The organism is Variovorax sp. GW821-FHT10B04 (assembly GCF_059415645.1).
The window spans coordinates 263,166-287,793 of record NZ_JBWKNQ010000009.1 but is presented as its reverse complement, the minus strand read 5'-3'; the positions used below and the strand labels follow the sequence as shown (position 1 = coordinate 287,793).

Annotated in this window: 19 protein-coding genes; 5 read left to right on the top strand and 14 right to left on the bottom strand. The window is 68.9% G+C overall.

Going from position 1 to position 24,628, the window contains the following annotated elements:
• Positions 1-219 precede the first annotated feature (219 nt).
• The 4 genes from AC07PZ_RS22550 to AC07PZ_RS22535 all read right to left on the bottom strand — a co-directional run bounded on the left by AC07PZ_RS22550 (position 220) and on the right by AC07PZ_RS22535 (position 4,044).
• A complete protein-coding gene (locus tag AC07PZ_RS22550) occupies positions 220-1,416 on the bottom strand; it encodes an outer membrane factor lipoprotein domain-containing protein (RefSeq protein ID WP_495297374.1) in 1,197 nt (398 codons plus the stop codon).
• Between the two features lie 22 nt (positions 1,417-1,438).
• Positions 1,439-1,774, bottom strand: a complete 336-nt coding sequence (locus tag AC07PZ_RS22545; RefSeq protein ID WP_495297373.1) for a hypothetical protein — start codon at positions 1,772-1,774, stop codon at positions 1,439-1,441.
• 63 nt (positions 1,775-1,837) lie between these two features.
• Positions 1,838-2,524: a response regulator gene (locus AC07PZ_RS22540; RefSeq protein ID WP_495297372.1), complete on the bottom strand. Its 687-nt coding sequence runs from the start codon at positions 2,522-2,524 to the stop codon at positions 1,838-1,840.
• Positions 2,521-4,044 (bottom strand): ATP-binding protein, encoded by a 1,524-nt coding sequence (locus AC07PZ_RS22535; RefSeq protein ID WP_495297371.1) that lies wholly within the window; start codon positions 4,042-4,044, stop codon positions 2,521-2,523. The genes AC07PZ_RS22540 and AC07PZ_RS22535 overlap by 4 nt, the downstream gene beginning before the upstream one ends.
• A gap of 132 nt (positions 4,045-4,176) precedes the next feature.
• Between AC07PZ_RS22535 and AC07PZ_RS22530 the strand changes: the two genes are divergently transcribed.
• Positions 4,177-7,131 carry an HD domain-containing phosphohydrolase gene (locus AC07PZ_RS22530; RefSeq protein ID WP_495297370.1) on the top strand — a complete coding sequence of 985 codons (2,955 nt, stop codon included), beginning with the start codon at positions 4,177-4,179 and terminating at the stop codon, positions 7,129-7,131.
• Between the two features lie 33 nt (positions 7,132-7,164).
• Here the strand turns inward: AC07PZ_RS22530 and AC07PZ_RS22525 are convergent, their stop codons facing one another.
• Complete coding sequence (locus AC07PZ_RS22525; protein WP_495297386.1) at positions 7,165-8,097, bottom strand: LysR family transcriptional regulator; 933 nt, start codon at positions 8,095-8,097, stop codon at positions 7,165-7,167.
• Between the two features lie 96 nt (positions 8,098-8,193).
• On the opposite strand from AC07PZ_RS22525, the gene AC07PZ_RS22520 reads away from it, so the two are divergent.
• Positions 8,194-9,204, top strand: a complete 1,011-nt coding sequence (locus AC07PZ_RS22520) for a zinc-binding alcohol dehydrogenase family protein (RefSeq protein ID WP_495297369.1) — start codon at positions 8,194-8,196, stop codon at positions 9,202-9,204.
• Between the two features lie 16 nt (positions 9,205-9,220).
• Here the strand turns inward: AC07PZ_RS22520 and AC07PZ_RS22515 are convergent, their stop codons facing one another.
• The 4 genes from AC07PZ_RS22515 to AC07PZ_RS22500 form a co-directional block, all read right to left on the bottom strand.
• Entirely contained in the window at positions 9,221-10,807 is a 1,587-nt protein-coding gene (locus AC07PZ_RS22515) for a sensor domain-containing diguanylate cyclase (protein WP_495297368.1), read from the bottom strand.
• A 69-nt stretch (positions 10,808-10,876) separates the two neighbouring features.
• Complete coding sequence (locus AC07PZ_RS22510) at positions 10,877-13,912, bottom strand: bifunctional diguanylate cyclase/phosphodiesterase (protein WP_495297367.1); 3,036 nt, start codon at positions 13,910-13,912, stop codon at positions 10,877-10,879.
• Complete coding sequence (locus AC07PZ_RS22505; RefSeq protein WP_495297385.1) at positions 13,909-14,943, bottom strand: TRAP transporter substrate-binding protein; 1,035 nt, start codon at positions 14,941-14,943, stop codon at positions 13,909-13,911. The genes AC07PZ_RS22510 and AC07PZ_RS22505 overlap by 4 nt, the downstream gene beginning before the upstream one ends.
• A 135-nt stretch (positions 14,944-15,078) precedes the next feature.
• Positions 15,079-16,659, bottom strand: a complete 1,581-nt coding sequence (locus AC07PZ_RS22500; RefSeq protein ID WP_495297366.1) for a phospholipase D family protein — start codon at positions 16,657-16,659, stop codon at positions 15,079-15,081.
• Between the two features lie 255 nt (positions 16,660-16,914).
• On the opposite strand from AC07PZ_RS22500, the gene AC07PZ_RS22495 reads away from it, so the two are divergent.
• Genes AC07PZ_RS22495 through AC07PZ_RS22485 form a run of 3 tightly spaced genes read left to right on the top strand, consistent with a single transcriptional unit; the run spans position 16,915 to position 20,501 of the window.
• Positions 16,915-18,093: a PepSY-associated TM helix domain-containing protein gene (locus AC07PZ_RS22495; protein ID WP_495297365.1), complete on the top strand. Its 1,179-nt coding sequence runs from the start codon at positions 16,915-16,917 to the stop codon at positions 18,091-18,093.
• The gene (locus tag AC07PZ_RS22490; protein ID WP_495297364.1) at positions 18,090-18,284 is read left to right on the top strand and encodes a hypothetical protein; all 195 of its coding nucleotides are present in this window, start codon (positions 18,090-18,092) and stop codon (positions 18,282-18,284) included. Before AC07PZ_RS22495 ends, AC07PZ_RS22490 begins: the two co-directional genes overlap by 4 nt.
• A 48-nt stretch (positions 18,285-18,332) precedes the next feature.
• A complete protein-coding gene (locus tag AC07PZ_RS22485; protein WP_495297363.1) occupies positions 18,333-20,501 on the top strand; it encodes a TonB-dependent receptor domain-containing protein in 2,169 nt (722 codons plus the stop codon).
• A 21-nt stretch (positions 20,502-20,522) separates the two neighbouring features.
• Here the strand turns inward: AC07PZ_RS22485 and AC07PZ_RS22480 are convergent, their stop codons facing one another.
• Genes AC07PZ_RS22480 through AC07PZ_RS22460 form a run of 5 tightly spaced genes read right to left on the bottom strand, consistent with a single transcriptional unit; the run spans position 20,523 to position 24,621 of the window.
• The gene (locus AC07PZ_RS22480; RefSeq protein WP_495297362.1) at positions 20,523-21,242 is read right to left on the bottom strand and encodes a type 1 glutamine amidotransferase; all 720 of its coding nucleotides are present in this window, start codon (positions 21,240-21,242) and stop codon (positions 20,523-20,525) included.
• Entirely contained in the window at positions 21,239-21,976 is a 738-nt protein-coding gene (locus AC07PZ_RS22475; RefSeq protein ID WP_495297361.1) for an ABC transporter ATP-binding protein, read from the bottom strand. Before AC07PZ_RS22475 ends, AC07PZ_RS22480 begins: the two co-directional genes overlap by 4 nt.
• On the bottom strand, positions 21,966-22,784 hold the full coding sequence (locus AC07PZ_RS22470; protein ID WP_495297360.1) for an ABC transporter ATP-binding protein: 819 nt from the start codon (positions 22,782-22,784) through the stop codon (positions 21,966-21,968). The genes AC07PZ_RS22475 and AC07PZ_RS22470 overlap by 11 nt, the downstream gene beginning before the upstream one ends.
• A complete protein-coding gene (locus tag AC07PZ_RS22465) occupies positions 22,781-23,761 on the bottom strand; it encodes a branched-chain amino acid ABC transporter permease (protein ID WP_495297359.1) in 981 nt (326 codons plus the stop codon). The genes AC07PZ_RS22470 and AC07PZ_RS22465 overlap by 4 nt, the downstream gene beginning before the upstream one ends.
• Positions 23,758-24,621 carry a branched-chain amino acid ABC transporter permease gene (locus tag AC07PZ_RS22460; RefSeq protein ID WP_495297358.1) on the bottom strand — a complete coding sequence of 288 codons (864 nt, stop codon included), beginning with the start codon at positions 24,619-24,621 and terminating at the stop codon, positions 23,758-23,760. Before AC07PZ_RS22460 ends, AC07PZ_RS22465 begins: the two co-directional genes overlap by 4 nt.
• Positions 24,622-24,628: the final 7 nt, after the last annotated feature.

Here is a 24,628-nt window from a genome sequence, read left to right as displayed (position 1 = left end):
TCCACGCGCTGGAGGCCTTCCACGCGGATGTCGCGCACCGTGAAGGGTTCGACCGCCCAGGCGGCGCTGGCGGCCAGCGCGCCTGCGACCACGGTGGCGACGCGCAGCAGATGGAATCGGGAAATGATGGGTTTCATGAATGGCTTGGGCCGGCGCCATGAGCGCCGGCGGGAAGGCGGCGAATACGCCTGTGCGTATCGCCGTGGTTGATCGATCGGGTCAGACGAGGGGCGACCGGTTGCGGCCGGCCTGTCCGTGCATCGGTCGCAGCGTGCCGGTGGCATCGTCCGGCTGGCTGCTGTTGCTGCCCTGCAGCGGCGCGTTCAGCTTGCCTCCGTTGCCCAGGCGGTAGAGCAGCTTGATCCAGGTCAGCGCGAGGTCGGCGCTGGCGCTGGTCAGCTGCTGGGAATGCAGCAACAGCTGCTCGTAGTCCTCCAGCAATGCGAGCTCCGAACCGCCATCGGTTCGCGAGCCGGTCTGCAGCTTTTCGACGGACAGGCGGCTTGCAGCCGCGCGTTCGTAGAGCACGGCTGCGGCCTGGTTGCGGCGCACCACCTCGGCCATCGCCTGAGCCACCTCGCGCTGGGCGCGCGCGATCACCTGCACCAGCGGTTCGCCGACGGGCGCATTGGCCGAGGCCCGTGCGCCGTCCGTGCCGGCCGCCGACTCGTCGGGCTCGATCCACCCGTCGAGGAGCGGTTGCGGGTCGAGGTGGTAGAGCGCGCTGGCGAGCGCCACGTCGGCGCGCTGCATCAGCAGCGCTGCCGGCAGCGCATGCGGCACCGGTGCGACGAAGCGCGGCAGCTTCTCGTTGCGCAGTGCGGGGCCGATGCGCGCCATCAGGTCGGGCGGCTGCATGCCGCACAGCGTGGCGAGCAAGGCCAGTGCATCGTTGCGGCGTGCGGTGTGGCTCTGCGCCGCTGCCGCCGCCGCGTCCATGCGCTGCTGGAGCGACCGGCGGCCGGCGGCCTGCAGCGTCGGCATGCGGACCTGCTTCGCCAGCAGTGCATCCTCGCGGGAGAAGGCGCCCTGTGCCTGCTCGATCAGCATCAGGCTCAGCTGGTCGACGCGTGCGGTGATGTAGGCCGCGGCGACCTGCATGTCCAGCGGCAACTGCAGCGTCTCGCCCATGAGCCGCACGTTGGCCGTGGTCCGACCCGTGCTGCCTTCGCGCGAAGCACGCTGCTGGGCGGACGCGATCAGGGCATCGAGCGCCTCGTCCTGGAACCCGTGCCACCACGGCTGCGCCGACGCGTCCGCGCGCACGGCGGCATCGGCCGGCGCGGTCGTGGCCGGGGCCGAGACGTGCAGGAGCGCGCCGGACTCCCGCCGGGCGCGCGAGGTCGCGAGGTTCGCCTCCGCACCGATCGTGATCGACAGGCACAGCAGCGCCAGAAAGGGAACAGGGATCTTCATGCCGCGAACGCAGGGCTGCCGTTCAGGGGCGCGGACGCGACTCCGGGCGGAACATCAGTTCAGCGCCTCCGGGACCGCGCTCGCAAGTGCCGGAAATGGTGTCGTTGCGCGGGGTCGTCAGCTGGACCTTGGCGCCTTCGGCCTGGCCCTTGCACGCTTCCATGAACTCGGGCGGCGGGCCGCGATGGCCGTGCGGCGGCGGCATGCGGTCGTCGTCGGGCGGCGGTGGTGGCGGCATGCCTTGCCCAGGCTGCGCCGTCTGCGAGAAGGAGGGCGGCGGGAGCATCACGCAGCCTGCGGACAGCAGGGTCGCGAACACCAGAGTGCTCAGCGCGAGCGGGCGGCGGTAGGTCTTCATAGAGTCGGCTTCGAATGGAAGCTGCGGACTCTGACCGCCGAATACGGAGAAATCTTGGAACGCCTACTCGGGCTGTACCTCGAAGGAAAAGCCGACGCCGTAGACCGAGCGGATCCAGTCGTGCGCCGGCGCGGCAACGGCGAGCTTGCGGCGCAGGTTCTTGATGTGGCTGTCCACTGCGCGCTCGGTCACGTCATCCGAATGGTCGTACGCCAGCTCGAGCAGCTGGCCGCGCGAGAAGATCCGCCCGGGATGCCTGGCGAGCGCCTGCAGCAGGCGGAATTCGCGCCGTGTGAGGTTCAACGGCTCGCCGTGCAGGGTCGCCTGCCAATGCGTCTCGTCGAGCAGCAGCGCGGAGGCCGAGGCCTCGGAAGGCGTGGCGCTGTCGCTGCCGGTTCGTCGCAGCACGGCGCGCACCCGCGCCACCACTTCGCGCGGTGAGAAGGGCTTGCAGATGTAGTCGTCCGCACCGAGTTCCAGCCCGAGCAGGCGGTCGACCTCCTCGATGCGTGCCGTCAGCAGGATCACCGGGTGCGCCGAGTGGGTGCGCAGCTCGCGCAGCACCGCGAGGCCGTCCATGCGCGGCAGCATCACGTCGAGCAGCGTGAGGTCGGGCGCATCGGCCCGGATGCGGTCGAGCGCCGAGCGGCCGTCGGCGATGTGTTCGGTGTCGTAGCCGGCATGGCGCAGATAGTCCTGCAGCACGGAGGCGATGTCGTGTTCGTCTTCGACGATCAGTATGCGTGTCATGGTTCGGTCGACAGGGGCAGGGAAATGGTCATGCGCAGTCCGCCCAGGGGCGAAGCTGCAGCTTCGATGGTGCCGCCGTGCTCTTCGATCAGCGCGCGGCAGATCGACAGGCCGAGCCCGGAGCCGCCCGCACCCCCGCCGGTTCCGGCGATGCCGCGGGCACGCGAGGTGTCGCCTCGGAACAGGCGGTCGAACAGCCGCGGCAGGTCGTCGGGAGACGGGCCGGGCGCGGTGTCGTCGAAGCGCAGCCGCAGCCGCGCAACGCCGTCCACGTCGTCGATGCCGGCGCTCAGCTGCAGGCATCCGCCCGCGTCGGTGTAGGCCAGCGTGTTCTCCAGCAGGTTCATGAAGACCTGGTGCAGCCGCTGTGCGTCGCCGGCCACCACCGGCTGCGGGCCCACGACCTCGAGCGCCTGGACGTCCACGGCGATGCGTCGCTGCGCGAAGCGGTCGCGGGTCATCGCCAGCGCTTCCGTGAGCAGCGCCAGCGGAAAGGTCGGCGCTGTGCTGCGTGGTGCGCCGTCGGGCTCCCGCATGCTGCTGCGCAGGTCGTCCACCAGCTGGCCGAGCCGCATCACCTGCCGGTGCAGGCGCAGCGCGGTGCGGTCGTCGAAGGTGCGGATGCCGTCCTGCAGGGCTTCGATCTCGGCCCGCATCGCCGCCAGCGGCGTGCGCAGTTCATGTGCGACATCGGCCAGCCAGGCGCGCCGCGAGGCTTCGATGCTGGCGAGCCGCGCCGCCATGGAATTGAAGGTCTGGCCCAGCAGCGCGAGTTCGTCCGAACCCTGCACCGGCACCTGGGTGTCGAGCCGGCCGCGCGTGATGTCGCGCGCCCCCTGCATGAGGTGGTCGATCGGCGCGAACCAGCGTCGCGCCAGGAGATAGGACAGTGCGAGGGAGAGCGCCAGCCCGACCAGCCCGGTCAGCACGATTGCGAAGGCCTGGCGCGTGAAGAAGGCACGATCCGCCTCGCTCTGGATTTCCTCCATCGGCGCCAGCACGAGGTGGCCGACCACGCGGCCGCTGGCCAGTTGCAGCGGCAATCGCGCCGCGGCATCGGTCGCCACGCGCGCACCGGCCACGTAGGCGCCTGTCTCATCCACCAGCCCGAGCCGCTGGTAGAGCATGTCGGGCCGGCCGAAAGGCGGCCCGCCGCCTTCGGGCGGTGGAAAGCCGAGCGGCCGTTCGAACGGCGGCGGCATGCCGGGGCCGTCGCCCGCGGTGCGGTTTTCCTGGCGTTGCGGTTGACGCCGCGCGAGTTCGTTCGCCACGGTCTCCGAACGCAGCCGGTACCAGGCGAAGCGGTCGTTGCGCAGGGCGTCCCAGCCACCGTCCGAGGTGTAGCGCTTCTCGAGAATGTCCGCGAGCCAGTCCATCCGGCGGATCTCGATCTCCGCCACATAGGGGCCGATGCCACGCTGCAGCGCCAGGATCGAGAAGCCCGCGAAGACCAGCAGCAGGAGCAGCAGCAGCGTCGCCAGCGCAAGGAATACCTTGCGGGACAACGTGAGACGGGGCATGGAGAAAGTAAAGCGTCGTGGCACGGCCGGATTGTGTGGCAGCCGCCATCACGCAGTTGCTGCCCTTGCGTGTCTCGCGCGTAAAGGCTCACGGGCAGGTACAGTTACACATCGTCACCAAAAGTTGCATTTATGGCCGCCGTTCTCGATTCCGCGCCGTCGCCGATTCCTGTCTTGCGAGGAAAAGAGGTCTTTCGTTTTCAAATCCCGTTCAAGCATGTCGTTGCGGCGATCGTGGTCGCCGCCATGCTGCTGCTGGGTGTTACGGTTGTCGTGCTGGGGCAGATCTCCGCACGCCAGACGGTGCTGATGACGACGGCCGAACGCCTGCAGGACGCGGGGCGGCTGATCACGGAACAGACCGGCCGCATGCTCGAGCCCGCGCGCGCCACACTGCTCCAGATGTCCTTCGACCCCTTGACCACCGCGGTCGACCTGGACGCGCGACTGCAGCGGGCCTTCGTCCTGATCGAGCCGCTGGCGGCGAACAAGCTGCTGTCGTCGCTGTACATCGGACGCAGCAACGGCGACTTCCTGCTGGCGCGGCGGCTCGACAACGCCGCCGTACGCGCGCTCGTCGCCGCACCGCCGAACGCGGCCTTCCTGCTGCAGTCGGTGTCCGGTGGCGCCGATGGGCACTCGGGCGCGGGCAGCGGCGAGTACATCTTCTACGACGCTGCGGTGCACGTCATCGCGCGCCGCAGTCAGCCCGACTATCGCTTCGACCCGCGCTCGCGGCCCTGGTACCGCGACGCGATGCACACGACGGGCGCGGTGCTGTCGCGGCCCTACGTGTTCTTCACCACCGAGCAGGTCGGCGTGTCGCTGAGCCAGAAGAGCCGTGATGGCCGCGCGGTCGTCAGCGTCGACGTGGTGCTCGACGACCTGGCCGAGCATCTGGCGGGCATGCGCTTCACGCCCGGAACCGAAATCGCGCTGATCGACGGCAACCGCAAAGTGCTCGCCTATCCGGACATGAGCCGGGTGCTGCTGCGCGAGAGCAGCGACCGCTTCGGGTTCCGCACGATCGACATGCTCGGCGTCGACAGCCTGCGTCAGCTGTCGGCCCTTCCGGTCGGCGACCGGACGGCGCGGCGGTTCGAATCGGGCGGCCTGGACTGGATCGGCATCGCCATGCCGTTCCGCTTCGGCAGCACCGACGGCATGCAACTGCTGGTCGCCGCGCCGGTCGACGAACTGGCGGTGGCGCTGAACGGCCAGCAGGCGCACATGCTGCAGATCATCCTGCTGGTGGCGATGGCGTTGCTGCCTTTCGGCTGGTGGGCCGGCAAGCGCATCGGCCAGAGCATGGACCAGCTGATCGAACGGGCGCGGCGGATCGGCCGTTTCGACCTCGCTCCCCAGGGGCCGATGCGTGCGACGTGGGTGCGCGAGGTCGGCGAACTCGCGTCGGTGATGGACGGCATGGTCGAGACCATCGATCACTTCCTGCAGATCGGGCAGCGGCTGGCCACCGACACCGACATGGAGCGCATGCTCGGCACCGTGCTGCAGCAGGTCGTCGAGACGACGCGATGCGCCGCCGGCGCCGTGTACCTCTGGCAGCACGCCGACGACACGATGCTGCGCGCCGCGCAGGCCGGTACCACGCTCGATGGCCTGCCCGCGCGCCTGCACCGCGGCAGCGGCACGCAGGCCGACCGATGGGCGCTCGATGCGGTGCCCGGGCAGCGGCAGGTCGAGCTGGCGCTGCGCGGGCGCAACGGCCAGCTGCAGGGCCTGCTGGTGCTTCAGCACAGCGACGACGTCGCCCATGCCGACGCTTCCTTCGGCGAATTCACCGAGCGGCTCTCGGGCATGCTGGCCGTGTCGATCGAGACGCGCCAGCTGGTCGACGCGCAGCAGAAGCTCCTGGACGCGGTGATCCGGCTGATGGCCGATGCCATCGACGCCAAGAGCCCTTACACCGGCGGCCATTGCGAACGCGTACCGGCGCTCGCCATGCGGATGGTCGAGCGCATGCACGACGACCAGGAAGGGCCGTACCGCGACTTCGCGATGACCACCGACGAGCGCTATGCCTTCTATCTCGGCGCCTGGCTGCACGACTGCGGCAAGGTCACGAGCCCCGAGCACATCGTCGACAAGGCGACCAAGCTCGAGCTGATCTACAACCGCATCCACGAGGTGCGCATGCGCTTCGAGGTGCTGTGGCGCGATGCGGAAGCCGCGCACCTGCAGCGCTTGCTCGGCGGCATGCCGGAACCCGAGTCGATCGTGCAACTGCAGGCGTGCCAGCAGAAGCTGCGTGACGATTTCGCCTTCGTCGCGCGCTGCAACATCGGCGGCGAGTTCCTGGCGGACGAGACCATCGAGCGCCTGCATGCGATCGGCGCGCAGACCTGGACGCGCCATTTCGACGACCGGCTCGGCCTGTCGGCCGGTGAGATCCGCCAGCAGAACCGCGCACGCGGCGAGGCCGGCCGGCCGTTGCCCGCCGTCGAGCGGCTGCTGGCCGACCGCCCGGACCACGTCGTGACCTGGGGTGACAACCGGCCGCCGGTCGAGAAGGGCGATCCGCGCAACCGCTATGGCTTCGACATGGCGCTGCCGCCGGTGCAGCAGAACATGGGCGAACTGCACAACCTGTCGATCCGCCGCGGCACGCTGACCGACGAGGACCGCTTCAAGATCAACGACCACGTGGTGCAGACCTACGTGATGCTGAAGAACCTGCCCTGGCCGCCGCACCTGGCGCAGGTGCCCGAGATCGCCGCCACCCACCACGAGAAGATGGACGGCGGCGGCTACCCGCGCCGGCTCGGCGCCGACCAGCTCACGGTGTTCGACCGCGTGATGACGGTGGCCGACATCTTCGAGGCGCTGACCGCCGCCGACCGGCCGTACAAGGCGCCCAAGACGCTCTCGGAGTCGCTGCGGATCATGGCCTTCATGTGCCGCGACCGCCATCTCGACACCGAGCTGTTCCGCTACTTCCTCCGAAGCGACATCTGGCACGAGTTCGCGCGCCAGAACATGGAGCCTTCGCAGATCGACGAGGTCGATCTCGCGGCCATCGAGAAGCTGCTGCCCGAAGCGCCTGCGGGCGCCGCGCAGCCGGCCTGAGCGCGCGGCGGCGGCCCGGGGGCGTTCGGCGCTTCAGCGCATGCCGGGTGAGGTCGGCATGGTCGGCATGGCGGCCAGCGCGTCGCAGCGCTGACGCAGCAGGCGGTGCAGCTGCTGCACCGCGGGCGAGAACTGCTTGCGGTGCGGGCAGACCAGATGCAGCGGCGTCGACTCGCCTTCGAACTGCCCGAGCAGCCGCACCAGGCGCCCGGTGCGCACGTCTTCGCTCACGTCGAGCCAGGACTTGTAGACGATGCCTTCGCCATCCAGCGCGAGCCGGCGCGCGATGTCGGCATCGTCGGTCTGCAGCCCGCCGCGCACGCCGATCACGCGCTTGCGGCCGGCCTCCAGGAAGGTCCACTTGTCGTGCACGCGGCCGCCGAGCAGGTAGAGCAGGCAGGTGTGGCGCGCCAGCGCCTCCAGCGTCTCGGGCCGGCCATGGCGTTCGAGGTACCCCGGCGAGGCCACCAGCACGCGGCGGTTGTCGGGTGCCAGCGGCAGCGCCACGTAGCTCGCGTCGTCGGGCACGCCATAGCGGATCGCGACGTCCACCGGCTCGCGGAACACGTCGGCCACGCGGTCCGAGAAGAACATCCGCAGCGTGAGCCCGGGGTGCTGCCGCCGGAAGGCCGCGAACCAGGGCAGCAGCACGTTGCGCCCGAGGTCCGACGGTGCCGCGATCTGCAGCAGCCCGCGCAGTTCGGCGTCTTCGCCGCGCAGCTTCTCGCGGCCTTCGCGCAAGGCGGCGAGCGACTCCTGGGCGTGCGGCAGGTAGCGCTCGCCCTCGGCCGTCAGGCGCATGCTGCGGGTGGAGCGCGCGAACAGGCGCACGTCCAATTCGCGCTCCAGCCGCTGCACCGCGGCGCTGACCTGGCCGGGCAGCAGGTCGGCCTCGCGCGCCGCCTCGGAAAAGCTGCCGAGCGCCGCGGCCCGAACGAAGAGCGACAGGTCGTCAAGCCGGATCATCTTCACCATGAAAGAGAAAGTGTTGTCCGATTTTCCGTCTTTCGGTAAAGCCAGGTTCGGCGGAACATCGCATCCAGCCCATCTGAAGGAGATCCCATGAAAGCCATTGCCTATACCCGCCACGGACTGCCGATCGACGATCCGCAGTCGCTCGTCGACATCGATCTGCCGATGCCGCTGCCCGGGCCGCGCGACCTGCTGGTGCAGGTGCATGCGGTGTCGGTCAACCCGGTCGATACCAAGATCCGCGCGAACGCCGCCACGACGCAGCCCCGTGTGCTGGGCTGGGACGCCGTCGGCGTCGTGCAGGCGGTCGGCGCCGACGTGACGCTGTTCAAGGCCGGCGACGCCGTGTTCTATGCAGGCTCGATCAAGCGTCCGGGCAGCAACGCCGAATACCAGCTGGTGGACGAGCGCATCGTCGGCCACAAGCCGCGGAGCCTGGGCGATGCCGCCGCGGCCGCGTTGCCGTTGACCGCCATCACCGCCTGGGAGCTGCTGTTCGACCGGCTCGGCGTGGCCGAGGGCAGCGGCGCGGGGCAGAGCCTGCTGATCGTCGGCGCGGCCGGCGGCGTCGGGTCGATGCTCACGCAGCTGGCGCGCCAGCTCACCCGGCTCACGGTGATCGGGACCGCCTCACGGCCGGAAACCGTCGAATGGGTGCGCGCGCTGGGCGCGCATCACGTGCTGGACCACAGCCGGCCGCTGGCGGCCGAACTCGCGCAAGCCGGCCTGCCGCCCGTCGACATGGTCGCGAGCCTCACGCAGACCGATCGGCACTATGCGCAACTGATCGAGGCGCTCAAGCCGCAAGGCCGGTTCGCGCTGATCGACGACCCGGCGGTGCTCGATGCGCGGCCGTTGAAGTCCAAGAGCCTGTCGCTGCACTGGGAACTGATGTTCACGCGTTCGAGCTTCGAGACACCCGACATGCAGCGCCAGCACGAGCTGCTCGAGCGGGTGTCGGCGCTGGTCGACCAGGGTGTGCTGAAGACCACGCTGGGCGAGGACTTCGGCACGATCAACGCGGCCAATCTGCGGCGTGCCCATGCGCTGGTCGAGAGCGGCCGTGCGCGGGGCAAGGCGGTGCTGGCGGGTTTCGCCTGAGCTGGCTTCAGGGACCTCAGGGCGTTTCGGCTTCGTCGAGCGCCAGGCTCACGCGGTAGTCGACCCAGCCCCAGTAGTGGTCGAGCGTGCGGCGCTCGGCCAGCGCCCTAGCCCACATCTCGCGGGTGATCGTGGGGTGTTCGCCGGGCCCGTTCTCGTACTTCGCGCGCAGTTCCGCGGCGTCGAGACCGCTGTCCTCCTGCAGCGCTGCAACCAGTTCGATGCCGATGTCCTGCTCCTCGGGGGCATCGGGCTGGGCTGCGGCTTCCGGAGAACGTTCGGCCAGGACACGGTTGCGGCCGGCGTTCTTGGCTTCGTAGAGCGCCATGTCGGCCTGTCGCAGCGAGACCGTCGGCTCGCGCAGCACGGTGAGCGCGGCCAGGCCGATCGAGCAGGTCAGCGTGACCGAGGAACTCCCGACCGCAAAGGCCTGCATGCTGAGCGCCGCGTTGAGCTTGTGGGCCGCAGTGGTCGCCTCCGGCAGCGTGGCGCGCCGGAAGATGATGCCGAACTCCTCGCCGCCGAGCCGCGCCAGCACGTCGCCGGGCTCCATCGCCACATTGAGCCGCTTCGCCATCTCGACCAGCACGGCATCGCCGGCCTCGTGCCCGAATCGGTCGTTCACCGACTTGAAGTGGTCGAGGTCGAGCAGCCCGACCGCGCACGGCGCGCCGTTGCGCACCAGGGCTTGCGCCTCGGCCAGTGCCGCATTGAAACGGCGCCGGTTGGGCATGCCGGTGAGCGCATCGTGTTCCGCCATGTCCAGCAGGCGGTTGTTCAGCACCATCAGCTCGGCGTGCGCTGACTTGAGCGCGTTCTCGCGCATCATCAGCTCGGTCACGTTGGTCCAGACCGAGGCGATGCCTTCGTTCCACAGCTGTTCCTGGATGCGATAGAACTTGCCGGTCCTGGCGCGCAGGATCACCGGCGTCTTCAGGGGGCCGTAGCCGCTGTCGGTGCGCAGTGCGCTGTATTCGGGGCTCTCCTCGAAGATTTCTTCGAACCGGCGCCAATAGTCGCCGCGTTCGTGGCGCAGCTTGATGTCGGGGACGGCGGTGATCAGTCCCAGGAAGTTTTCCGAGAAGAACCGGGAGTTGATGTAGAGCAGCTTGCCGTCCGCGTCGTGCAGCGTCAGCCCGACGTTCACCACGGTCATCAGGCCGAGCAGCTGGCTGCCGTCGGTGCCGGGTGCGAGTTCGGCGCTGACGTCCTGCCACAGCTTGATGCGCGAGCCATCGGGCTGGGGGAACATCCTCAGCTCGACCCAGCGGCCGTCGGCGCGCTGGTACTGCAGCGGCCCTTCGTCCGTTCGGTGCCGGTGAACGGCACTGTCGATCGCGGCCGGAAACTCGTGCGCCGGCGCCTGCGGATGCTGGATCGCCAGAAACGGCTTCACCGTGTCGACGAAGGGCAGGCCGACCCGGATGATCGGTTTCACTTCCGGAAAGAACTCGAGGTAGCGGGCGTTCCAGCGGACCACACGGTCCTCCGCGTCGTAGACACAGACGGCGGAGGCGCCGTGCTGCATCAGGAGCGCCGCAAGCGCCGTGTCCAGCGGGGCCGGATGCTGCAGGTCGGCAGCGAAGTCTTGCGTGGATTCCATGGTGTGGTGTGTGGCGTCAGCGGGCTCGTCACCCGCATTGTCATCGCGCGATGCCACTCCGGCCTGACGTCATCCCACCGTTTCGCCATTCAATTGCGCTTCGAAGGCGGACAGGGGCATCGGCCGGCCGAACAGGTAACCCTGGCACAGCGAGCAGCCGTGCCGTTCCAGGAATTCGCGCTGGGCATGCGTCTCGACGCCCTCGGCGACGATTTCCAGCTCGAGGTTGTGCGCCATGCCGATGATGGTCTGGATGATGAGCTCGACCTTCGGGTTGAAGCCGATGCTGTGCACGAAGAACTTGTCGACCTTGATCTGGTCGAGCGGCAACTGGGTCATGTAGGAGAGCGAGGAGTAGCCCGTCCCGAAGTCGTCCATCGAGAAACGGATGCCGGTGGCCGCGAGTTCGTTCATCTTGACGATCGTGTCGGCCACCTTGTCCTGCAGCAGGCTCTCGGTGAGTTCGAGCTTGAGCTTGGTCGGGTCCGCGCCGGTCCGCTCGAGCACGTCCCGGATCTGGTCGACGAAATCGTCCCGGCGGAACTGGCGGGCGCTCACGTTGACCGACAACTGCAGGTCGCGCCGCTGGGGATGGCGGCTCCACTGCGCGAGCTGGCGGCAAGCGGTTTCCAGCACCCAGAGCCCGATCGGCGTGATGAGACCGGTCTCCTCGGCCAGGTCGATGAAACCCACCGGCTGCACCAGCCCGCGCTTCGGATGCTGCCAGCGGATCAGCACCTCGGCGCCGACGATGACGCCGTCGGCGCGCACCTGGCTCTGGTAGTACAGCGTGAACTGTTCGTTGGCCAGCGCGGCGTGCAGTTCGTTCTCCAGCGTCGCGCGTGCCGTGATGGTGGTCTGCATGCCCGCTTCGAAGAAGCGCATCGCATTGCCGCCCGCCGTCTTGGCGTAGTACATGGCGATGTCGGCCTGCTTGAGCACTTCCTCCATCGAGCGCTGCTCGGCGTTGAAGAGCGCCGCACCGATGCTGCAGGTGTTGTGGTACTGCTGGCCGGCCAGCATGTAAGGCCGGTTCAGGCGCGCGAGGATCGCTTCGCCCATGGCCTCCGTCTGCATCGCCGCCAGCGCCGTCTCGATGCTGAGCTCTTCCAGCATCACCACGAACTCGTCGCCGCCGAGCCGCGCCACGGTGTCGCCTTCGCGCAGGCAGGACTTGAGCCGTTCCGCCACCTGCTTGAGCAGCACGTCGCCCATGTCGTGGCCGAGCGCGTCGTTCAGCGTCTTGAAATTGTCGAGGTCGAGGAACAGCACCGCGCCCTGGCGCGAGCGCCGCACGTTGGCGTTGATCGCCTGCTGGAGCCGGTCGAGCAGCAGCCGCCGGTTCGGCAGGCCGGTGAGGATGTCGTAGAAAGCCAGGTTCTCGATCTCGCGTGCCGCCAGCTTGCTTTCGGTGATGTTGCGCAGGATCACGATGAAGCGCGCGTCCATGCCGCGGGAGCCGCTCTTGCGGGAGATCGATATCTCGAACCACGCCTTGTCGCGCGAACCGCGGCGTTCGAACTGGCGGCCCTTCGAATAGCCGGTCGCATAGGCCTCGCGCAGCGCGGCCATCACTTCGGCCGCCGCATCGGCCGGCAGCAGGTCGGCGAGCAGCCGCCCGACCGGGTCTTCGACCTCGATGGCGGGCAGCGGGATGCGCGGCGAGTGGTAGCCATGGCATCGGCCATCGAGCCCGACCTCCAGCAGCAGGTCGGGCAGGGCGTCCAGCGTCGCCTGCAACTGCGCGGTGCTCTCGACGATGTCGGCGACATAGCGCTTCTTCTCGGTCACGTCCTGGTAGACGCAGACCAGGCCGCCGTCGGGCGTGCGGTTCTTGGTGCTGCGGATCACCTGGCCGCCCGGCAACGGCAGCTCCTGCTCGCCCTGCGGCGCTTCGTGCAACGCCAGGTGATTCGCCATCCACGCCGTGCGCTCCGCGTCGCCGCCTTCGACCGCCACGTGCTGTCCGGTCATGTCGAGGATGTGGTCGAAGGGCAGTTGCGGCCGGATGTCGGCGGCGGCCCACGGAAAGATGTCCAGGAAGCGGCGGTTCCAGGTGACGACCCTGTCGTCAGGGTCGAGCAGCACGAAGCCGTCGACCATGGATTCGAGCGCCTGGTCGAGCGTGGCCTTGGAGCGCACGAGTTCGGCGCGTGCCCGCCATTGGCGCAGCAGCTGCAGATAGGTGAAGCGCGCGACCGCGATGATCAGCAGCGAGAAGGCCAGCGTCACGCCGAGGATGGAATTGCGGCCGCGCCGCCAGTCCTCCAGCGCTGCGTCCAGGGGAATGCTCGCCACGATCAACAGGTTGCGATGCAGGGTGGGCCGAGCCACGACGATGGCCGGCTGGCCGCTGAGCCGCGCCGCCATGTACAGCGGCCGGCCGTCGCTGGTGGTCTCGCTGAGCGCCGGCATGATCGGCGCGCCGGCCAGGTCGTCGCGTGGCGGCATGCTCGTCAGCATCGGCCCGTTGTCGCGCTCCAGCGTGATTTCCAGGCCCTTGATGTCGGCGCTCTGCGTGAGGATCGTGGTGAGCAGCGACAGCTGCACTTCGGCGACGGCGACGATCCGGCTGCCGTCCGGCATCTGCAGCGTCCGTGCAAAGTAGAGCACCTTCTGCGAAGTCGACAGGCTGGTTGCCGGCGGGCTGATGGCGAGCGAGGACACCGGCTGCGCGAGCACCGCGCCGAGAAATCCTTCCGGCAGCAGAACCTCGAGTTGTGGCCCGCGCCGGTCGGACGATGCCAGCACGCGGCCGTCGGGCGTGAGAAATGCGACATAGCGCACCAGCAGGCTCTGGCGCACCACGTTGTCCATCACCAGCGCGGTCTGCGGCCGGCGGGCGACGCTTTCGGCCGTCTCGCCTTCGCCGGGCAGCAGCAGGTCGCCCATGCCGGCCAGCAGCATGTCGATGCCCAGCAGGCTGCGGTTGAGCGCGGCCTCGGAACCGCTGACGAAGCGCACGGCCTGCTGTTCGCTGTCGGTGATCGAGCGGTCGCGCATTTCCCAGACGATCAGGGCCGCGATGGCCCAGACCGCGACCAGGAACAGAAGAGCGATCCCGTAGACGGAGGCGGTGATCCGCCGGGGCAGGGCGTTCGTCACTTCGTCGCCGGTGCCCGGGTTCCGACCACGGGGCCGACCGTCTGGTTCCAGACGTCGGCGCAGATCGGGCCGCAGCGCTGCACCCAGCCGGTGAGCACCCGTGTGGTGAGGATCTCCTGCCGGCGGCGCTGGTCTTCGGCCGACGGCAGGACTTCGATCATCGTGCCCTTGCTGCCGCGTCCGCAGCTGTCGGCACCGGTGTTGCAGGCGACGCCTTCGCCGGTCTCGCGTTCGGACTCGGCCCACACGGCGGTCTCCAGCTTGGGGAGCTCGCTGTGCAGCAGCGTGCGCAGGTCGGCGGGCAGTGCGTTCCAGGTGTCGCGGTTGGCGGCGAAGGCGGCCAGGCCCCAGCTCAACGGCATGCTGTAGATGTAGTGGGTCACGGTATGGAGACCCAGCGTGTTGCCCGACATCGTGCCGGTCACCGCGCACTCGGTATTGCCCGATTTCATGTTCGACATCAGTTCCGAGAATTCGGTGAAGACCGGCGTGCCGTTGAGCGCGCGGATGAAGTCGCCCTGCGTCGACCCCGACACGCGCACCCGCCGGCCGGCGATGTCGGTCAGGCGCGTCATCGGTTTCTGGCAGAACAGGACCTGCGCCGGATACACGTAGATCGCGAGCAGCTCGACGCCATGGCGTTCGCGCAGCGTCTTTTCGAGGTACGGCCGGAACGAGGCCACCACGCGGCGCAGCGTGCCCATGTCGGGGCTCAGGCCGGCCATGTCCGGCGTGCCGAGTTCGGGATATTGCGTGGAGACCTGGCTCAGCAGTGCGGTGCCGAAGGGCACCACGCCGAGCTTCAGGAGGTTCAGCATTTCCTGGCCCGGCACGCCCGCGCGGTCGAAGGGAACGATGCTCGCGGTATAGCGGCCACCGCTCAGGCGGGCGAGCTCCTTGGTCCAGAACTGTTCCTCGTGCCGCGTGTACTGGTTGATCGCGGCCAGACCGCCGACGATGCGCAGCCGCTCCACCGGCGCGGCTTGCGCGCCGGCCTGCATGGGCAGTCCGAACAGGACCGCGATGTACATCAGCAGGATGTAAGTCCGAACCATGACGACCTTGCAGATTTCAGCAACCCCACATCATCGTGTCGATGTGTGGTGCATGTGTCAATTTCGCACGAAAGGTTGCAATCAGTGACATTTGAGGGGCGGCCATGCTCGTCAGAGTTGATCGGTCGGTACAAACCATGAGAAGAGAAGCAGCTGCAGGCGCGTCAGGAGGCTCGAGTCGGGCTCGTCGTCCAGCACCTCGTTCTCGACATCGCCCGTTCCCACCCATTCGACGGTGCGGCCATCGGGCTTGAGCCGCACGCGGTAGACGCCTTCGACGTGGTCCATCTGGAAAGCGTAGATCAGCGCCTGGGCCAGTTCGTAACTGGCGACCCGCACGCCGATCTCGGTATTGAGCCGTTCCGAGCGTGGGTCGAGATTCATCGAGCCGAGCAGCACCATGCGCCGGTCGATCAGCGCGAGCTTCGCGTGCAGCCGCCCGCGCGCCTGGCGCAGCAGCCGGCGCATCTCGCCGCTGCGCTTGAGCTGGGTGGTACTGACCTCGAGCAGTTCCACGCCGATCTGCAGCAGCGCGACGCGGTAGCGGTTGTAGTTGATGTTGACCAGCGGCTCGTCGCTGTCGGCCAGCGAGTTGGTCGCGACCGTGACGTGGATGCCGCGCTCGCGCGCCACCCGCAACCGCTCCATGCCGGCTTCGCCTGGAATGAAGTAGGGCGAGACGACGGCGATCTCCCTGCGTGCTTCGCCGATGATCTCCCGCACGTGTTCGGCCAGTGACAGGTTCGAATCGACGCCGCCGGCGCTGCCGCCACCCAGCGCCTTGTCGGGGCTGTCGGCCATGGCCTCGGCCTCGGCGCGGATCCACGGCAGGTTGCCGCTGCGCAACTGCTCGCCCAGGGGCGGGTCACCGAACAGGTCGTTGCCGACCGGCGTTTCGGGCACCGGGGTGCCGCTGGCCGAGGTCGCCGCCTCGAAATCGGCACGCAGGCTCTCGGGCGAGGCGATCGGCAGGACCAGGCGAGCCAGCGGATAGACGATGTCGCTGTTCCAGTAGGCGTCGAAGATGTGGGCCAGCTCGGGCACCACGGGGCCGGCCATCAGCAATTCGAAATCGATGAAGTTGGCGCCCTCGGCCCGCAGGAAGTACTCGTCGGCCAGATTGCGGCCACCGGCGATCGCCATGGCGCCGTCCGCCACGAAGAGCTTGTTGTGCATGCGGTGATTGAGCCGCCGGAAGTCCGTGAAGAAATCGAGCCAGCGCGTGGCCGTGTGCTCGCGGCCGTTGACGAACGGGTTGAACAGGCGCACCTGCACGTTGGGCTCGGTCGAGAGCGCGAGCAGCAGGCGTTCGACAGGGGCGGTATAGAAATCGTCCAGCAGCAGCCGAACGCGCACGCCCCGGCGGGCGGCGTCGCGCAGTTCCCGCAGGATCAGCCGGCCGGTCTTGTCGTTGCCGAGCAGGTAGGTCTGGACGTCGAGCGACACCTGCGCCCGGCGCATCAGTTCGAGTCGCGCATCGAGTGCGAAATCGGCCTGCGTGAGGGGGCGCAGCGCCGAGAGGCCGTCGTGTACGGAGTCGAGGCTGGCGGCCGCGCGGCCCAGCGCCGTCGACTCGGACGGCGCGATTCCGCGCTGCGGCGGTTCCGGCTGGCGCGGCGGCAGGCCCGCGCAGGCGCCCAGCAGGCAGGCCAGGACCAGCATCACGCAGCGCAGCAGGGTGGTCGCAGCCAAGGGTCGGTCGTGGGACATGGAGGTTGGAACCGCAAAAGTACCGGGCCGGCGCCGATGCTAGCGGCGATGGCGTCCGGGCCGCGTCCGCCAACAGCGCTTCCAGGCGTTTGTCGGGAAAAAGCCGCACGCGCCGCCCGGATGCCGCATCGGACCCGGCAGGCGGCACCTTTAAAATGAAACTGATTCTCAATTGCGGCCCATGACACGTGGCCGCGCACCCATATTCCAGCCTCGCCAGTCCAGAACCTCCGCACCATGAACAGCCGACAGATCAAGACCTGGGCCTGGGTCCACAAATGGAGCAGCCTGGTCTGCACCGTGTTCATGCTGCTGCTGTGCCTGACCGGGCTGCCGCTGATCTTCCATCACGAGATCGGCCATCTGCTGGGCACCGAGATCGAGTCGAAGCCGATGCCCGCCGGCACGCCGCGTGCCAGCCTCGACCGGGTGCTGGAGGCCGCGAAAGCACGCTTCCCCGACCGCATGGTGCAGTTCGTTTCGCAGCCGGAAGACGACGACGGGCTCTGGTTCGTCACCCTCACGCACACACCGGACCCGACGGACGACTACAAGTCGATCGCGGTCGACGCGCGCACCGCCGAGGTGGTGGGCCAGCCGCCGACCGACGAAGGCTTCATGAACCTGATGTTCCGCCTGCACATTGACCTGTTCGCCGGCCTCCCGGGCAAGTTGTTCCTTGGCTTCATGGGTCTCCTGCTGCTGGTGGCCATCGTCACCGGCGTGGTGCTCTACGCGCCCTTCATGCGCAAGCTCGACTTCGGCACGGTGCGGCGCGACAAGCGGCCGCGCCTGAAGTGGCTCGACCTGCACAACCTCCTGGGCATCGTCACGCTGGTGTGGGCCTTCGTGGTCGGCGGCACCGGGATGATCAACACCTGGGCCGACCTGATCGTGCAGTACTGGCGCTACGACCAGCTCGGCGCGCTGCTGGCGCCCTACAAGGGCCAGCCTATCGTGCCGGCCGCCGAGCGCGCGCCGCTGCAGGCGTCGCTCGATGCAGCGCTGGCGCGCGCGCCGGGCATGAAGCTGAGCTTCATCGCCTTCCCCGGCACGTCCTTCTCGAGTCCGCATCACAACACCGTGTTCCTGCGCGGCAACGAGCCGATGACCTCGCGCCTGTTGAAGCCGGTGCTGGTCGACGCCAAGACCTCCGAGGTCACGGCCAGCCCGCAGCTGCCGTGGTACCTCACCGGGCTGCTGGTCTCGCAGCCGCTGCACTTCGGCGACTACGGCGGCATGCCGATGCAGATCATCTGGGCGCTGCTCGACATCGCGACCATCGTGGTGCTGGGCAGCGGTCTCTACCTGTGGCTCAAGAAGGCGAAAGGCGCGCCGGCCGCTGCCGCGGCGCCGGCGGCGCATGAGACGCACGGCCTGTCGGAACCGGCGCCTGCCGCGAAGGTGCAAGCATGAAGCCCTCGAAGACGAAGCATGCCTTCTGGCATCTCTGGGGCTGGCCGATCGCGCTGGGCGTGATGACGGCAGTCGGTCTGGTCTCTGCGCTGTTCAGCGACGGCGGCTTCGGCGATGCGCTGGCCTGGGTCACGCTCGGCATACCGGTCGGCGTCTGCGTCTGGTACGGCTGGCTTCGCCGCACGCGCTGAGCCCGGTGGCGGGACGGGGCTAAGGACGGCCGTCGACAATCGGCGGCAATGAATGTCCTGAATCCGATAGCTTCCGCCTGCCTGTTGTGCGCCGCATTCGCTGCGCAGGCCCAGAATTCCAGCCCCGCCACCGACACGGCCGGCACGCCCGGCACGGCGGTCGTAGCGCCGACCGTCGCCGGCACCTTGCGCGAGGTCACCGTTTCCACGCCGCGCGGCGACGTCGTCCCGTTCGAGGCCGCCGGCTCGGTCGACCGCGTCGAGGGCGCCGACATGCGCGACGGCCGCATGCAGGCGCAACTGTCCGAGAGCCTGGGTGGCGTGCCGGGCCTGCAGGTGCAGAACCGGCAGAACCTCGCGCAGGACCTGCAACTGTCGGTGCGCGGCTTCGGCGCGCGTTCGACCTTCGGCGTGCGCGGCGTACGGCTCTACGTCGACGGCATTCCGGCCACGTTGCCCGACGGGCAGGGCCAGACATCGAACATCGACATCGGGTCGGTCGACCACGTCGAACTGCTGCGCGGGCCGTTTTCCGCGCTGTACGGCAATTCGTCGGGCGGCGTGCTGCAGGCCTTCACGGAGACGGGCGAGGGCAAGCCGCAGCTGAGCTATTCGGTCGCGGGCGGGAGCTATGGCACCTGGCGCCAGGGCCTGAAGCTCACCGGCTCGCAGGGCGCGGTCGATTACGTGCTGAGCACCAGCCGCTTCCAGACCGACGGCTACCGCGAGCACAGCGCCGCACGGCGCGACCTGGCCAACGGCAAGCTCGGCATCGCGCTGGACAACGGCGACCGGCTCACGCTGGTCTTCAACAGCGTGCACCTCGACGCGCAGGACCCGCTCGGCCTCACGGCCAGCCAGTACGCGTTGTCGCCGCGCAGCGCGCCGCTCGCCACGCAGTACGACACGCGCAAGTCGGTCGACCAGAACCAGGCCGGCGCGCTGTACGAGCACCGCATCGACGCGAACAACGCGCTGCGCGTGATGGTCTATGGCGGCGAGCGCAAGACCACGCAGTTCCAGTCGATACCGCCGGCCTCGCAGGTGAGCGCGACCAGCGCCGGCGCGGTGATCGGCCTGAAGCGCGACTACGCCGGCATCGACCTGCGCTGGACCTCGTCGCTCGAATTCGCGCAACGGCCCTTCGAGATCGTCGCGGGCCTCGGCTACGACACCCTGAAGGAAGACCGCACCGGCTACGAGAACTACACCGGCAGCCTGGCCGCACCGGTGCTCGGCGTGCAGGGCCGCCTGCGCCGCAACGAGCAGAACGAGGTCTGGAACCTCGATCCGTATGCGCAGGCGAGCTGGCGCTTCGCCGACCAGTGGACGCTCGAGGCCGGCGTGCGCCGCAGCAGCGTGCATTTCGACTCGCAGGACCGCTACATCGTCGGCGCCAATGGCGACGACAGCGGCAGCGCGACCTACAGCAAGGTGCTGCCGGTCGCGTCGCTGCGCTACCAGGCGACGCGCGATCTCGCGTTCTATGGCTCGATCGGCCGCGGCTTCGAGACCCCGACGCTCAACGAGCTGTCGTACCGCCCCGATGGCCTGGCCGGGCTGAACTTCGCGCTGCAGCCGTCGGTGAACGACAGCGTCGAGCTCGGCGCCAAGGCACGGCTCGCGGGCGGCCTGCTGACTGCGGCCGTGTTCCAGACGCGCACCGACGACGAGATCGTCACCGCCACCAGCAGCGGCGGCCGCACGACCTACCAGAACGCCGGCCGCACGCGCCGCGAGGGTGTCGAGATCGGCTGGCAGCACGAGAGCGCCGGCCACTGGCGCACCGAGGTCGCCTACACCTGGCTCGACGCGCGCTACCGCGACGGCTTCTGCTCGCCGTCGCCGTGCGCCGCGGGCAATGCCGTGGCGTCGGGCAACCGCATTCCGGGCATTGCCGAGAACGCGCTGTTCCTGGCCTACGGATGGGCGCCGCCCGAGGGCTGGCGCGCGGGCGCCGAGCTGCGCGCGCTGAGCCGCATCCAGGCGAACGACCTGAACACCGCCAGCGCGCCGGGCTATGCGGTCGCCGCACTGCACGCGGGCTACGTCAAGCGCTGGCAAGGCTGGGAGCTGAACGCCTTCGCGCGTGTCGACAACCTGTTCGACCGCACCTATGCGGGCTCGGTGATCGTCAACGAGAGCAACAGCCGGTACTACGAGCCCGCGCCCGGCCGCAACTGGACGGTGGGCTTCGGCGGGGCGTATCGGTTCTAAGGCCTGACGGGATGGTCACCCTCAACCGCAGCGCTGCACCCAGCGCACGTAGAGCTGCCGCAGCAGCGCATGCATGCGCTGCGTGCGTGCCGGCAGGTCGTTCAACGCGTCGTCGAAGGCGCTGACCGCCGGGTTGGTGAGCCCGTTCTGGCGTTGCATCTGATGGCCGTTGCGTGCCAGCGAGAGCTCGACCAGCGCGGGCGTCATCTCCAGATGCGATTGCACCATCAGGTGCATGCCGTGCAGCACGAAGACCTGGTTGCCGCAGAAGGGCGCGTCGGCGATCTGCACCGCGCCGACCGGCGGCTCGAAGGTGTCGCCGTGCCACTGGAAGGTCTGCAGCACCTGGCCGGCGTAGGGGCCCCACCAGTCGTCGGCTTCCGGGCCGGCGTGCGACGCGATCTCGCACCAGCCGATCTCCGGACGCGTGTGCGCATGCACCTGGCCGCCGAGCGCCAGCGCGACCAGCTGGCTGCCCAGGCAATGGCCGGCGACCGGTATGCCGCGCGCGTCGGCGTCTCGGATCAGCGCGAGCTCCTGCGCGATCCAGGGCAGCGGGTCGTGCACGCTCATGTAGCCGCCCATGAACACCAGCCCGCCGAAGGCCGCGGCGCTCTGGGGTACCGGCTCGCCGTCGACGATGCGGATCGTCACCACCTCGCGGCCGAGCGATTGCAGGATGGGCACGACCGCGCCGGGCGCGCCGACCTCGGTGTGCTGGAAGACGGCGATCGGCTTCATGCGCTTTCCGTGCTGTCCGCACTCTCCGAGATACCGACGCCGAGCAGCCCGTCGAGCAGCGACGGATCGTCCGCCAGGTCGGCGCTCGGCCCCGCGTGCACGACGGTGCCGCGCTCCAGCACGATGGCCCGGTGCGTCATCTCGAGCGCCAGCACCGGATGCTGTTCCACCACGATCGACGCCAGGCCTTCCTGCTCGCAGAGCCGGCGGATCGAGGCGGCCAGTTCCTCCACGATGATCGGCGCCAGGCCTTCCATCGGCTCGTCCAGGAGCAGCAGCTTCGGGTTGGTCATCAGCGCACGGCCGATGGCCAGCATCTGCTGTTCGCCACCGGAGAGCTGGTTGCCGTAGTTGCCGCGGCGCTCGCGCAGCCGCGGAAAGAAGGTGTAGACACGCGCCAGGTTCCAGCTCCCGGGCCGTGCGATCACCGTGAGGTTCTCTTCCACCGTCAGCGAAGGGAACACCTCGCGCTCCTGCGGCACCCAGCCGAGGCCCGCGCCCACGCGGCGGTGCGACGGCGAGCGCGTGATGTCCGCACCTTGCCAGCGCACGGCGCCGCGCATCACGCGGGTGTTGCCCATCAGCGTTTCGAGCAGCGTGGTCTTGCCCACGCCATTGCGTCCGAGCACCGCCAGGCTCTCGCCCTGCGCGAGCGAGAAGCTCAGGCGGTCGAGCACCACGGCATTGCCGTAGCCTGCGACCACGCTGTCGAAGGCCAGCATCTCAGACGGCATGGACGGCTCCTGAAGTGCGGCCTTCGATGTGGCGTTGCGCCTGCCGCTGTGCATGGCCGTGGCCCAGATAGACCTCGCGCACGCGCGGGTCGGCGCCGATCTCGGCGGGCGTGCCCTCGGTCAGGATCTGCCCGGCCACCAGCACCGAGATGCGGCGCGAGAAGCGGAACACCAGGTTCATGTCGTGCTCGATGAAAAGAATGCTGATGTCCTGCGGCAGCGTGTCGATCACCTCGAACAGCTCGCCGCTTTCGTCCTCCGGCACGCCGGCCGCGGGCTCGTCGAGCAGCAGGATGCGCGGCCTGGCGGCCATCGCCAGCGCGATCTCCAGCAGCCGCTGCTTGCCATAGGGCAGCTCGCCGACCGGCACGTCGGCCAGCGCGTCGAGCTTCAGCCGGCCGAGCAGCGCGTGCGCCTCGTCGAACACCGCGGTCTGGCCCGCCAGCGGCCGCCAGAAGACCTTGCCCAGGCCTTCGCGCTCGCTGATCGCGAGCACCACCGACAGCAGCGGTGTGAGGCTCGGAAACAGCGTGTTGATCTGGAAGGTGCGCGCCAGGCCGAGCCGTGCGCGCTTGTCCGCGGAGAGCCCGGTGAGGTCACGCTCGCCCAGGTGGATGGTGCCGGCCGTGGGCTTGAACACGCCCGTCAGCAGGTTGATCAGCGTCGTCTTGCCGGCGCCGTTCGGTCCGATCAAGGCCTGGCGTGCGCCGGGCTCCAGCGTCAGGTCGACGCCGCTGACGGCACGGAACGCGCCGAACGAGATGCCGAGGCCGCGCGTGCGCAGCGTGTGATTCGTCGAAACGCTCATGCCCGCCCCCCGGTCTTTCCGGTCTTCCCGGTCTTCACCAGGCGCGCCAGCGCGCCCATGATGCCGCCGCGGCCGACCATCACGGCCGCGATCAGGAAGATGCCGAGCCAGAACATCCAGTACTGCGGGTTCATGTCGGCGAACCAGTCGTGCACCAGCATGTAGACGATCGCGCCGATCAGCCCGCCATAGAGCCGGCCGGTGCCGCCGAGCACCAGGATGATCAGCACTTCGGCCGAACGGTTGAAGCCGATCGACTCGATGCCGACGAACTGCGTGGTCTGCGCCAGCAGCGCGCCCGCCACGCCCGCGACGCCGGCCGACAGCGCGTAGGCCATGCGCAGGCGCGACGCCACCGGCGAACCGATCGCGAGCATGCGCTTGCGGCTGTCGTGGATGCCGCGCAGCGCCAGCCCGAAGGGCGAACGCAGCACCAGCCGCACGCCCAGGAACACCAGCAGCACCATCGCATAGGCATAGATGAAGGCCGTCTTGCCGAACAGGTCGAAGTCGAACAGGCCGAGCACCGGCGCGATGACCACGCCCTGCAGGCCGTCGGAGCCGCCGGTGATCGGCGCGAGCCGGTTCGCCAGCTCGGCCAGCAGCACGCAGACGCCGATGGTGATCATCAGCCGCGTGAGGTCGGCACCGCGCACCACCAGGTAGCTCAGCGCGTAGCCGAGCGCCACGCACACCAGCAGCGCGAACAGCAGGCCGCTGAAGGGCTCGCTCCAGCCGTACTTGGCCAGCAGCCCGGCCGCGTAGGCGCCGGCGCCGAAGAAGGCCGCATGCCCGACCGTGAGGATGCCCGCGTAGCCGAGCGCCATGTCGAGCGACACCGCGAACAGCCCGAAGATCATGATCTGGCTCATCAGCGTGAGCTGGTCGGGCAGCAGGAAGAAGCTCGCGGCCAGCGCGAGCCAGAAGGCGATTTCCGCGCCGCGCAGTTGCGCGGGCGAGAGCGTGATCGGCTTCATGACGTGAGGCCCTTTCGCGGAATGATCCCGTTGGGGCGGAACAGCAGCATGACGATCATCACGACGTAGATCAGGAAGGCGCCGGCCTCGGGCAGGTAGTACTTGCCCGCCATGTCGACGATGCCGACCAGCAGCGCCGCGACGAAGGGCCCGGTGACGGTGCCGGCACCGCCGACACACACCACGATCAGGAAGTACACCAGGTACTTGAGCGGAAAGGACGGCTCGAGCCCGAGCATGCCCAGGCTCAGCGCGCCGCCCAGGCCCGCAAGGCCGCAGCCCAGCGAGAAGGTCAGGAAGAACAGGCGCTGCACATGGATGCCGGTGCCGCGCGCCACGCGCTGGTTGTCGACGGCTGCGCGCACCATCGCGCCGTAGCGCGTCTTGCCCAGCACCAGCAGCAGGGTCACGAGGACGGCCACACCGCAGAGGATCAGGAACAGCCGGTAGCGGCCGACCTCGAGCCCGAGCAGCGACACCCGGCCGTCGAGCAGCGGCGGCAGCGCGAAGGGCTGCATCGTCGGGCCGAAGAACCAGGTGAAGACCGCGATCGACACGAACACGATGCCGATCGACAGCAGCACCTGGTCGAGCGGATGGGCCTTGTACAGCCGCCGGTAGAACAGGAACTCCAGCAGCGCGCCGACCAGCGCGGCGGCCACGAAGGCCGCGATCAACGACGGAAAGAAGCCGACGCCCAGGCGGTTCATCAGCACGCTCGCGGCGTAGCCGCCGACCATCGCGAACGTGCCGTGCGCGAGGTTGACGAAGTTCATCAGCCCCATCGTGATGGACAGGCCCACCCCGATGAGGAACAGGAGCATGCCGTAAGCCACTCCGTCGAAGACAACGATGCCCATGGAACTG